The 12658-nt window shown below is 33.0% G+C and carries 12 protein-coding genes; 10 read left to right on the plus strand and 2 right to left on the minus strand.

The annotated features are described in order from the left end of the window. Positions 1-82: 82 nt before the first annotated feature. From C8E03_RS07250 to C8E03_RS07270, 5 genes are all read left to right on the plus strand, one after another. Entirely contained in the window at positions 83-808 is a 726-nt protein-coding gene (locus C8E03_RS07250; protein WP_094379255.1) for a LytR/AlgR family response regulator transcription factor, read from the plus strand. After that, entirely contained in the window at positions 809-2119 is a 1311-nt protein-coding gene (locus tag C8E03_RS07255) for a sensor histidine kinase (protein ID WP_094379254.1), read from the plus strand. It begins immediately after the preceding gene. A 184-nt stretch (positions 2120-2303) separates the two neighbouring features. Continuing rightward, positions 2304-2882, plus strand: coding sequence for an accessory gene regulator B family protein (locus tag C8E03_RS07260; RefSeq protein WP_170122928.1), 579 nt, complete (start codon positions 2304-2306; stop codon positions 2880-2882). A gap of 2 nt (positions 2883-2884) precedes the next feature. After that, positions 2885-3022: an AgrD family cyclic lactone autoinducer peptide gene (locus tag C8E03_RS07265; protein ID WP_242993431.1), complete on the plus strand. Its 138-nt coding sequence runs from the start codon at positions 2885-2887 to the stop codon at positions 3020-3022. Continuing rightward, entirely contained in the window at positions 2982-3509 is a 528-nt protein-coding gene (locus C8E03_RS07270) for a hypothetical protein (RefSeq protein WP_110290654.1), read from the plus strand. The genes C8E03_RS07265 and C8E03_RS07270 overlap by 41 nt, the downstream gene beginning before the upstream one ends. 63 nt (positions 3510-3572) lie before the next feature. Here the strand turns inward: C8E03_RS07270 and C8E03_RS07275 are convergent, their stop codons facing one another. Further along, positions 3573-4427, minus strand: a complete 855-nt coding sequence (locus tag C8E03_RS07275) for a DUF2877 domain-containing protein (RefSeq protein ID WP_110290655.1) — start codon at positions 4425-4427, stop codon at positions 3573-3575. A 535-nt stretch (positions 4428-4962) separates the two neighbouring features. Here C8E03_RS07275 and C8E03_RS07280 point away from each other — a divergent pair. The 3 genes from C8E03_RS07280 (at position 4963) to C8E03_RS07290 (ending at position 9396) form a co-directional block, all read left to right on the plus strand. Then, entirely contained in the window at positions 4963-6195 is a 1233-nt protein-coding gene (locus C8E03_RS07280; protein WP_110290656.1) for a pyridoxal-phosphate-dependent aminotransferase family protein, read from the plus strand. Positions 6196-6910: 715 nt separating this feature from the next. Next, entirely contained in the window at positions 6911-8164 is a 1254-nt protein-coding gene (locus C8E03_RS07285) for a dicarboxylate/amino acid:cation symporter (protein WP_110290657.1), read from the plus strand. Beyond that, on the plus strand, positions 8161-9396 hold the full coding sequence (locus C8E03_RS07290) for a Zn-dependent hydrolase (protein WP_242993433.1): 1236 nt from the start codon (positions 8161-8163) through the stop codon (positions 9394-9396). Before C8E03_RS07285 ends, C8E03_RS07290 begins: the two co-directional genes overlap by 4 nt. 183 nt (positions 9397-9579) lie before the next feature. Here the strand turns inward: C8E03_RS07290 and C8E03_RS07295 are convergent, their stop codons facing one another. Continuing rightward, positions 9580-10428: an alpha/beta hydrolase gene (locus tag C8E03_RS07295; RefSeq protein ID WP_110290658.1), complete on the minus strand. Its 849-nt coding sequence runs from the start codon at positions 10426-10428 to the stop codon at positions 9580-9582. Between the two features lie 351 nt (positions 10429-10779). On the opposite strand from C8E03_RS07295, the gene allE reads away from it, so the two are divergent. Both allE and allD read left to right on the plus strand, forming a co-directional pair. Next, entirely contained in the window at positions 10780-11571 is a 792-nt protein-coding gene (gene allE / locus C8E03_RS07300) for a (S)-ureidoglycine aminohydrolase (RefSeq protein WP_094379240.1), read from the plus strand. 27 nt (positions 11572-11598) lie between these two features. Continuing rightward, positions 11599-12651, plus strand: a complete 1053-nt coding sequence (allD, locus tag C8E03_RS07305) for an ureidoglycolate dehydrogenase (protein ID WP_094379861.1) — start codon at positions 11599-11601, stop codon at positions 12649-12651. Positions 12652-12658 lie beyond the last annotated feature (7 nt).

A 12658-nucleotide genomic window follows, 5' to 3' on the forward strand; every position in this document is an offset into this window, starting at 1 on the left:
GTTTGTGAAAAAATTGCCGATAAATATCTATATATATCGGCAATTTTTTAATGTAAGAAATTTTTTTGGGGGTATGAGGCATATGTTTAGAATAGCCATTTGTGATGATGAGAAATATTTTTGTGAAAGTATAAGAGATTATATTTTTCATTATTTGAAAAGAGCAGCAATATTATGTGAGGTTGATACATTTTGCTCAGGCAAAGAGTTTATTGAGCTTGGAATAGAGATGGTAAGATATAATGTTGTCTTTTTAGATATTAATATGAAAGAAATGGATGGTATTCTTACAGCTAAGAAAATACGTGATATCAGTAAAGAAATGTTTATTGTCTTTGTAACTGCGTATGTAAATTATACTTTAGAGGGCTATAAAGTGGATGCAATACGTTATTTGTTAAAGGATAATGCTAATTTTGAGAACACTCTTAGTGAATGTATGGAAGCAATCATAGACAAGATGAATTATCGTGTTGTGAAGAAGAATTTTGATTTTATGGAAGGAACCAGAGAATTATTTTTGGAAAGAATATTGTATATTGAAAGTCGATTACATAAATTAGAATTTCATGTTATGGAACATGAGATGAAAGTTTATACAATGTATAATCGATTGAATGAACTAGAAAAAAGTTTAGCTAAATACGGATTTATCAGAATTCACCAAAGTTATCTTGTTAACATCAAATATATTAAAGGTATTGCAGGCTATAAAGCTATCTTAAACAATGGAGTAGAATTAATTGTACCAAAGGCCAGATATAAAAGTGTAAGAGACATGTTTATATCATATAGAGGAGAAATATAAATGTATTTATATTTGCAAAGTTTTTTAATTGTAGTGCTAGAGACTTTTTGCTGTAAAATATTTTTTGAAGCCTTTGGAGATAAACGTTCCAAGCATAACGTATGGAAATATTATGGTCAATTGACGTTAATGATTTTTATAATTTATTTAAGTGCTGTATATCTTGCAGATTTTTTCATAATAAAACAGGTATTGGTCATTAGTTTTATTGCGCTTGTTTTCTATAATTACATAAATGTAAGAATTAAAACGGCGGTGGTTTTGTCTGTGCTGTTCCAAAGTTTACTATTGGTAGGAGATTATTTATCCTACTCCATTATTAAAGTTCTCTCTTTGAATAACTGCATTTTAGAAAGACATTATTTGACTAGTAGTAATCTGGTTATCGTAGTTTGTAAAATATCTCTATTTTTATTAGTTATCGCAATTAAAAAAAATATTAGTAATGTATCAACTGAAATATTAGGAGATTGGGAGTGGCTTCGATTTTTATTTTTTCCAATATTTACAATTGGCACGATTACAGCTATGATTTCGAGTTTTGGGACAATTGAAAACCAAAAACAGGCTAATGTACTAATTATTATAGCTCTTGGATTAATTGGTATGAATATAACAGTCTTTTATCTGGTGGCTGATATAATAGAAAGAGAATTAAAGATTCATCAGAATAACATATTTGAAATGCAAGTGAAAAATCAGACTTCTATGTATCAGTCTATATCAGAAAATTTTGATAAGCAGAAAAGAAAAACACATGAATACAAAAACCAGATTATCTGCATAGAGTCTTTGATCAGAAATAAAAAATATAGTGAACTGGAATGCTATGTTAAGGAAATCGGAGGTAATTTGAGCCGGGAATTGGACGCAATTGATACAAACAATGTAATTGTTAATGCGATATTGAATACAAAATATCAAGAAGCGATTGAAAAAAATATTGTTTTTGTATTTAAAATTAATGATCTTTCCAAAATACAAATCAGTGATGAGGATTTGGTTATTATTCTATCAAATCTGTTGAATAACGCCCTTGAAGCATGTGAAAGGTGTATTGACAAAAGAATCTTAAAGCTTAAGCTGATTATGGAAGAAGACAACATTATTATTTCAGTAAAAAATACTTATCAAGATCCCATTGATATTGACAACGGAGAAATAAAAACCACAAAGTGGGAACATAAGGAGGAGCATGGAAACGGAATAAAAAACATTATTATTACAATAGAAAAATACAATGGTTCCTATATTATTAATAATAATCAAAATGAGTTTTATTTTTCAATTATTATACCATCCAATTGTTAGAAAAGGCTTCTGCATATATAAGATGTAGTAGCCTTTTAGGTGTATATTTTCTGATGAAAATAGTCATTTTCTGCAAGGCTAATTGATTATTTTTTGTATTTTTATATACTTAAGTCAGGAGGTGTAATAAAACTTTCACATCTTTCGTACGTTAAGTGGGGGCTTCGTACAAATGGAGGAAAAAATGATTGAAAAGATAGCAAAAGTTTTGGTAAGTCAAATGGTAGAGGAAAAACTGATAGTCAGGAATAGAATGGATCATTATATATATGCTTTCATTATAATATCGGAAAGGTTTATAACCGTTACCACAATACTTATAATAAGTGCAATATTGCAATTATTTATACCGACTTTATTCTTTTTAATCTTTTTCCTATCCTTAAGGCAAAGAACTGGAGGATACCATGCAGATACATTTGGACAATGCTATTTGTTTACAATTTTGACCTATATTGCATTAGCAAAGGGATATATTTTTTTTCAAAATCATTTTGTATTATGGACTGTAATGGTTATAATATCAGATTTAATTGTTATGACAATTGGGACTTTAAATCATCCTAATATGCAATTGAATTTACGTGAATTGAAAGAATCCAAAAAATTAGCAAGGTTGGTTATATTATTGGAAAACAGCGTGATAGTTATATTATTAATTGTGCAAATTAATCCAGTATGTGTATACTTTATGTCAAGTGCAATGATATTGTGCGCCATGTTACTATGTTTAGCAAAAATACTAAAACAGGAGGTAGAATAACGATGATGAACAAAAAGATGAACAAAGGACTTTTAAAGGTAGTAGAGCGTATTACAAGAATAGAGTTAGATAAAAATTCATCAAAACGGCCACCATTTTGTGCCGGAATATATCATCAGCCCAAAAGACCTAAGAATTAGGCAGATTATTCATAGCAAGGAAGCCCAAAATGATTTTACTATACCAGTTATAAAATGCACCATAGATACTGATATTGATGAAATTAAGTTATTAACTGAATTAAGAGAAGCTTTTCATGAGGATAGTTATAACATCTATACTGTAAGTTTTTTAACGGAAAGTGTTTTGTATAATTTGGAATATATACCGAAAGAACTGTCAAAAAAAAGGTATATTGAAAAGATTTTGGATTTTGTCTACTGGCAGACTTATGACAAACAAAGTGATGGTATTTTGATAGCCGTTCCACCTGAACTTTCAGAAGATATGCTTATCGATGCAGATATTGAGATCCTATTTGAAAGTGAAAAAGAAAATAAAAAAGTCTGTTTTAATTGTGAAAATAATCAGTATATTCAGATTTACAAAGCTTTAACAAAGGATTCTGTTATGGAAATTTACATGTATTTAAAGGATAGACTGGCACAGGATGAATGTGAGTATTAAAAAGCAGTGAAAAGGCTAGTAAGCTTAATTAGTAATTTTAAGAAAACAGTTATGCTATATTTCCTACTTTACAAAACTGTCCAATACAAACTGTATGCCGCAAAGCGTGTCAATTCCAGAGCTATGACCGATGGAACAAAATGCTTGATAGATATCCTGATATGAAACGTTTGTTGTCAACATCTTGACTGCGTAACTATAATTATTATTTAGTGTAGCTTCTAAAAAAGCAGCACTGATATCGTTGGTTTTCTTTAGGCTTTGATAGACTTTTTTTTGAACTGCTGCTTCAAATGCAATAGAAGCAGCAGTTCTTTTCAGCAGATGCATACCTGCTAATAAACCACAAAGAAAGTCATCTCCGCTTGGAGTTAAGCCAATACCAAGTCCAATTAATTTAACAATTTCTTTAGCTGCATCGTCGTAACACTGCTTGTTTAATAAATTAAGGCAAGCATTCATGTGAGATTTGGCAACTTTTAGAATAGGTGTTACTTCTACTAGTGGAGAATTGTTTGAAATGGCCTCAAAACCACCAAGATTTTCAGAGGCAGATATCATAGTTGTAATTTGTTTTTTTAAATTATTAAGTTCTAAAGTTGTTAGTACAGTTTTTAATTCTAAATCATGAATCTGTGCCTTTTTAAATACAAAAAAATGAGAGTTAATTTTAAGCCCATCAGAAAGAATGTTAACTTGATCACTATGATCAATATGCATAGAGAAAAGTTCGTTTTCCGTGATATTTGTGATAAGGCTGATTGGTGATAATGGAGATCGACTGACCTGTATAGCAAGAAGTTTCTTACCGAATATAAGATTTATCGTTTTATTGTATACAGAATGAATACTTGCATCATAATTACCTCTTAAAATGGCATTTGCGTAATTTGATAAATCAGTTATATTACATTTCATATTAAAATCCCCCAATTAAAATTTATGTTTGAGCAAATCAAAAATGATATCTTATAGTAACAGAATACTATGTATCATTCAATATCGCAAGGATTAAAAAAAGGTTTGTATAATTTTAAAAACAATAAATAATTGTTACAAGATAAAAATAAAAAATAGATAAAAATGGGAATTAAATCCAAAAATGTTTTAAAAAAAGTTGTGTATTGTGCACTAGTAACGAAGAATAAAAAATAAAATTAGCACATATTGATATTGTATTTTTCAAAATTATATTTTAATATAAAATCATATATTAAAATATGGTTGACCATTGTTTTGGAAAATAAATTACTAATAGTGTTTATTCATTTAATTCTTTTTAAACTATAGCGAAATAAGAGATTCAGCATGGATGGGAAGCTTTACAAGAATAGAAACGAAATGAAAAAATGTTTAAAGTAGATTTAGGTTGGCTCATACATAAATGTAAATTAAATATAAAATAGTGTAGTGTAGATGTGCTAAGTTACAAATTAAGAAAGAGGATAAAATTATGAATTTTAGAGAAATTAATCCATCTCCCAGAATGTTGATGTGTCCAGGGCCAGTAGAAGCCGATCCCAGAGTTTTACGTGCAATGTCCGCACATATATTAGGACAGTTTGATCCCGAGTTTACGAGTCTAATGGAAGAAACTCAAGAGATGCTTCGTTTGGTATTTCAGACAAAAAATACACAAACTTTTGTCGTAGATTCAACTTCAAGAGGGGGCTTAGAGACTGTTCTGACTGGAGCAATTTGTCCAGGAGATAAAGTTCTAATTCCTGCTTTTGGACGTTTTGGTTACCTGCTTGCGGAAATTCTGGAACGATGCAATGCAGATGTTACGTTGATTGAAACTGAATGGGGAACAGTATTTGCTCCAGAACAGATTGAAGAGGAATTGAAAAAGAAAAGCTATAAGGCAGTTGCGTGTATTCATGGAGAAACATCAACATCTATGATGCAACCATTAGATGAAGTGGGAAAGATATGTAAGAGACATGGTGCATTATTGATTGTTGACACGGTAGCAACACTAGGAGGAGCAGAAGTAAAAGTAGATGAATGGAATATTGATGCTTGTATAGCAGGTACACAAAAATGTATATCAGCACCGTCAGGTTCTGCCCTGATTAGTTATAATAGAGCAATTGAAGAAATCATTCTGTCTAGAAAAAAGGTAGAAAAGGGTATTCGCACAGTAGAGGATATAGATGGAAAGCTTCCTCAAATTCCAAGCAATTATCTGGATCTTGCACAATTGCAAGATTACTGGAGTCCACGCCATTTGAATCATCATACAGAAGCCACTAGTATGCAGTATGCAATACATGAAGCGTTAAGGTGTGTGCTAATGGAAAGCTTGGAAGAGCGTTTCTTGCGTCATAAATTAAATGATAAAGCACTATGTGCTGGATTAAAAGCTATGGGAATCTCAATCTTTGGCGATTTAGAAAATAAAATGCCAGTTGTGACAGCAATAGAAATTCCAGAAGGAATTGATGGAAAAGTCTTAAGATATGAAATGCTAAATGATTTTGGAATTGAAGTGGCTACATCTTTTGGACCGTTAGATGGAAAAGTAATACGTATAGGTAATATGGGCTACTCAAGTCAAAAAAGGAATATTCTTTTTACGCTGGGAGCATTAGAAGCAATACTTTTGAAAAATAATGTTAAAATTTCAGCCGGTGATGGTGTTGCAGCAGCATTGCAAGTATATTGTTGTGCAAATGGGAATTAAAGTATGCCCATATATTTTGTGCTGCTATAATAATCAAGTAGCAATTTTTAATTAAAAGTTGATGCGGATTCTAAGTTTATTTACAATATAAAAAGAAAAAAGAAGCTAGAAATGGGTATTGTTTGTTCTGTTTTCAAAAGGACTTTTCCATTCGGCTTCTTTTTTGTGGATATAATGTGATTTTCGTCTATTATGTATCTTTTTATCTCCCTTAATCTGAATTTTTTCTCACGTTAATGATTTCGTCACCCTATCTTGGTTGACGGATTGTCTTTTGCGAAAAGGCTATCCTTTAAATATCAAATAACTTTTTTAAAATTGGATTTGACGGTATAAAAATAGGGCAGAATGGTAACATAGGTACTACATATTGTTTAATTATATAGTTGCTAAAAACTGGTAAACCTATTGTAAAAAAAAGAATATTTTCAAAAAGCCAAATAAATAAAAACGTAAATTAGCTTAATAAAATCATAGAATAATCAAAATATTTGTGCAATATCAATAAATTATTAATGGTATTTTTATCATATATTCATATTGTGCTTTTTTATTGTATAGTTTAAGATACAATCATAGATTAAAAAAAGGTCGACCGGAAACATATTTTTTAAATTATTTTTATTTTACAAAACGAATAATATAGACAAGGAGGCAAGTTAAAACTCATATTTAGAAGCGTTGAAATAATTAAAAACAAAGGAGAGGTAAAAGGATGGAACAAACAACAAAGAAAAGAAGTTTATCCATATCTTTAACTACACAAATTTTAATTGCTACTGTTGGTGGTATTGTATTTGGTTCTTTAATTGGAGAGTGGGCGGCAAATTTAAAATTTATTGGAGACATTTTTATTCGTTTAATTCAAATGTCGGTTGTACTTTTGGTTATGACTTCTGTGTCTGCAGCGGTTGGGAGCGGAGATGGACAAGGTGTTGGAAAGATGGGGTTCCACACATTTAAATGGATTATTGGATTCACATTAGTATCAGCTGCGATTGGGCTAATGCTTGCACAGGTTATTCAACCAGGAGTAGGTATTACTATTACAGATGCCAGCGCAACATATGAGGCGGTAGAGACAACTTCTATGCAGGAGACACTATTAGGTTTTGTATCTACTAATGTTGTTAGTTCTATGGCATCGGGCGCTATGATTCCTTGTATTGTGTTTGCATTATTTTTTGGCGTTGCAATGGGAGCTTATACACGTCAAAGTGGCAACAAAAACATGATCGAATTTATTACCGGATTTAATCAGATTGTAATGAATATTATTAAAATAGTTATGAAGATTGCTCCGGTTGGTATCTTTTGTTTGTTGGCAAATGTTGCAGGTGCAACGGGATTCAAAGTAGTTATCCCAATGGGCAAATTTTTAGGTGCGCTATTGATAGGCGATATCATTCAATTTGTACTTTATGTTCCGTTTACAGCAATGCTATGCAAAGTAAACCTGTTTAAGATGCCAAAGAAATATAGCAAAATGTCAATGATGGCATTAACAACAACTTCTTCTGCAATCTGTCTTCCGACAAAAATTGAAGATGCTGTGACAAAATTTGGGGTAAGTCGTAAAGTAGCTGATTTTACAGGTCCAATTACGATGTCAATGAACAGTTGCGGTGCAGTACAGTGTTATGTACTTGCTATCTTTTTCATGAGCCAGGCAACAGGCGTTGTTCTTACTCCTTCACAAATGGGTATGGCTATCCTCTTATCGTGCTTAATGTGTATGGGAACCATTGTTGTTCCTGGTGGCATGGTAATTACTTACACTTTTCTTGCAACATCACTTGGCTTACCGCTTGAGAGTATTGCAATATTGATTGGTATTGACTGGTTCGCAGGTATGTTTAGAACAATTATGAATGTAGACGTAGATGTTTTGATTGGTATGCTGGTATCTAGTAAACTTGGTGAACTGGACAGAGACGTATACAATGAGACAAAGGTGGTAGAATATTGAAAGTAAATCAAAATAGAATTTTTAATCGATTAATGGAACTTGGACAAATTGGAAATACAGAAGATGGTGTTTATTGTTTAGCACTTTCGCCAGAGGAAAATGAAGCTCATGCTCTCGTTCAAAAGTACATGGAAGAAGCTGGAATGAGCGTACATATGGATAAAGCAGGAAATTTAGTTGGACGTAAAGAAGGTACAGATCCTAATGCATCAGTCGTTATGATAGGTTCCCATCTTGATACCGTATATGGCGGTGGAATGTTTGATGGTAGGCTTGGTGTTATTGGTGGAATTGAAGCTGTTCAGGTTATGACAGAACAAGGAATTGAGGCTAAACATCCAATCGAAGTACTGGCTTATCGTGATGAAGAGGCGACACGTTTCGTAGGCAGCTATTCAGGGGCTGGACATTTAACAGGTGGTTATGACAAAGGAATTATGACACATGCTGATAAAGATGGGAAAACAGTGATTGAATGTTTAAAAGAATGTGGTATTGACCCTGAACATGTAGATGAAGCAGGACTGCCAAAGGGGTATGCAAAAGCTCATTTAGAATTACATATTGAACAGGGTGCCGTATTAGAGAGCAAGAACTTGGCGGTTGGTGTAGTTACGGGTATTTGTTGTCAAATTCGTGGAGAAGTTACAATTAACGGAGTAGCTTCCCATGCAGGAACTACCCCTATGAATTTACGAAAAGATCCATTGGCTGCAGCTTCAGAGGTGATGCTTGCAATAGAGTCGGAAGCCAAAAACTATCAAGGAGCTGTTGCAACGGTCGGAAAAATTGAAGCATTACCAGGCGGCGTAAATGTTGTTCCGGGATGTGTTAAATTTAGCATTGATATGAGAAATCAAAAAGCAGCGCTTAGAGATGAAATGTACGAAAAAATTAAAGAGCAAGCGGAAACAATTTGCAAAAAACGTAACGTAACAATTGATTTTAATGTATTAATGAAAGATGCAGAAGGAAAGCCTTGTGCAGAACATATTCAGGATAAAATAGCAAAAGCGTGCATAGATTCTGGTTTACCGGAATTTAGAATGCCAAGTGGAGCAGGACATGATTCTTCTACGTTTGCAGATTTTTGTCCAATGGGCATGATATTTATTCGTTCTAAAGATGGTATCAGCCATAACAAAGTAGAATATAGTACGGCAGAAGACTGTGCGGCAGGTACAGAAGTTTTATACCGCACAATGATTGAATTGGCTTCCGAGGAAGAATAAAAAGCTAGTAACAAAGGAATATAATACCATATAAGGAAAGTTTACTTATCTGCTAATGTGTTGGGGGGAGGTGCAATATGCATCTCACCCCATTCCTTTCTATACTAGGAATTTTAACCCGGTTTATTGTTATAAAAGATCCCTGTGCAGGAGGATAAGCTCAAGCTTATATATTGGTCATAGTTATAAAAGTTTATCGAGAAATTGAATTGTAGAATTTAAAAGTCTTAATGTCGAAGCAGCTGTTTCATCTCTGTCGAAATCATGAATCTTTCCAGAAGTAATATATTTTTCAGCAGAGTACAGTTGACTAAGCTCAGTAAATTCAGTAAAAGGAACATCGGTATCATTGGTACTATGTGCGCAGAACAAGGGGCAAGGCAGGGAAGTACAAGAGCGTAATGTATAGTTGAGATAAAAGTATTTTTCACGATCATCAAAGAATAATTTTAGCCAATTCCCAGTTTGTCTAGCATAAACATACGTACTATAATGAGTATCCAAATTTCCTTGAGAATGTATTTTTGATGAGATTTTTGAAAGGCAAGCTTCTGAAACACGAGGTAATTGACAATAATAATTGCTAGGATGATTAAACCAGTTGTCGCATAAAAAACCATATCCATAATAAGAAATAATTCCACGAGGGGCTGAGATAAGTTTACCACAAGATGCAGCCAAAAGACACAGATAAGAGCCTGCAGAGCGTCCCCACAAGAAGTATGGAAGTGTACTGCCAATCAAAAACTTACTATGTTTATAATAATAATTAATAGAACAACAAATATCATCTAAAATTACGTCTATCTTAGCGGCAGGAGCAAGCGGATAATCAAAAGAAATAATAATATATGCCGAATTTACAAGAGTATTCAGATGAAACTCTGGAAGATCGTTTCTGTTTCCATACAAAAGTCCACCGCCGTGGAAATACAGTATGACAGCTTTATGGATTATATTAGGATCAAAATAGATGGTGGCATACTTTGCGTATAAAGTATTGCCTAATGCTATGTCTTTCGTTTGTAGCATGATCGAATCCTCCTTTTATAACAGTGAAAATAAAATTAAAATGTGGTTGATTAGACAACGGAATTTAATTTAATATTCTTGGATAAATAGTAAAAAATAATTAAAATAATTAGAAAAAACTTATAACTAATCATAGTATATCACATTGAAAAAAAGATGAAAACAGCAATATTTAATGAAAATAAGTATATTTGTAACAAAAATAAGCGAACCATTTTAGCAAAAATGCCAATTGAAAAGCAGGCTGATTGTTGTCATAATGAAAATATAAAAACTGGTTGACCAAGAAAGCTTAAAACGAAATTATATTTAAGCTTATAAATCTAAAATAAGAAAAGAGGTATCGTTGTTATGGGTTACATGAATAATCAAATTGGTTACAGAGAAGGTTTGTTGGAAACACGTTCTATTGTTAAAAAAGGAAATTATGTATTACTTGAACCAGACGGATTGGTTAAAAATAGTATTCCTGGATATGAGAACTGTATTATTACAATCATGTCGTCTCCAGCAATGGGAGCATCTTTTGTGGATTATCTGATTACTGTAGATAAAGACGGTAAGAACTTAAAAGGCATTGGAGGAAAGGAACTAGAAGTGTTTTTGTATGTATTAGAAGGTGAAATATCTGTCTGGAATACAGATGAGAATGCAGTACTTACAAAAGAGGGCTATATATTTTCACCAGCAGGAAAAGAATTATGTTTTGAAAATAAAAGTAGTGCACCAGCTAAAATTTATCTATATAAACGTAAATATGAAAAGATTGAAGGTTATAGTGCCAATGCAGTAATAGGTAATGCAAAAGATCTTCCTTGGATTCCGTATGAAGGAATGGAGAATTGTTATGTTAAAGACTTTCTTCCGGCAGCTAATAATTTTGGATTTGATATGAATATGCATATATTAAAATTTCACTTAGGTGCATCTCATGGATATATTGAAACACATGTTCAAGAACATGGAATGTATTTCTTGTCGGGAAAAGGTATGTATTATGTGGATGGTGACTGGATTCCAACCCAAAAAGGAGATTATATGTTTTTGGATGCATATTGTCCACAGGCATGCTATGCAGTAGGAAAAGATGAAGACTTTACCTATATTTACTCAAAAGATTGTAACAGAGATGTACAGTTATAAAACAAAACTAGAAGGGAAATGGAAACTATGAAACTTTCACGAGATGAATTAAAAGGTTTAATGAAAAATAAATTAATGAAAGCTGGATTAACAGAAAAACACGCAGATATGACAGCAGAAGTATTGACTTGGTCGGACGAAAGGGGGTATCACTCTCATGGCTCAGTTCGTGTTGAATACTATAGTGAAAGAATTGCAAAAGGAGGAATAACGATTCATCCTAATTTCGAATTTAAAAAGACAGGACCTTGTTCAGCTATTTTTGAGGGAGATAACGGATGCGGATATGTTGCGGCAACATTGGCAATGGAACATGCGATAGAAATGGCGAAAGAGAGTGGAATTGCAGTTGTTGGAATTAGAAATATTTCACATAGCGGTGCTATTGGATATTATACAGAGATGGCGGCAGAGAATGGATTGGTAGCAATTTCATTTTGCCAGTCAGATCCTATGGCAATTCCGTATGGCGGAACGGAACCTTACTATGGAACCAATCCTATTTCGTTTGCAGCGCCAACGGCTGATGACAGAAAAGTGGTGTTTGACATGGCAACTACCGTACAAGCGTGGGGAAAAATTCTGGACAAACGTTCCAGACATGAAGCAATTCCATCAACATGGGCGGTAGATGAAAAAGGGCTGCCAACAACAGATCCGAATCTTGTTAATGCGCTGGTACCCATTTCAGGAGCAAAGGGTTATGGACTGATGATGATGGTGGATGTTTTCTCAGGAGTACTGCTTGGAGTACCATTTGGAAAGCATGTAAGTTCTATGTATCACGATTTGTCAGAAGGAAGAAATCTAGGACACATGCATATTGTAATGGATCCATCAAGATTTACGGATATTAATGAATTCAAGAAAAATATGTCAACGGTATTAGATGAACTGAATGGAATGCAACCAGCACCAGGAAATGAAAAGGTATATTATCCAGGGGAAAGAGCCGCGATGCGTAGGGATCAATATTATGCAACAGGTGGAATTAATATTGTAGATGAAATTTATGATTACTTGAAGAGTGAAGAGATACACTATGATCGTTACGACAATAAAAACAGATTTGCAGATTAAAGAAAGG

Source organism: Lachnotalea glycerini (genome assembly GCF_003201285.1).
GTDB classification, from domain to species: Bacteria; Bacillota; Clostridia; order Lachnospirales; family Lachnospiraceae; genus Lachnotalea; species Lachnotalea glycerini.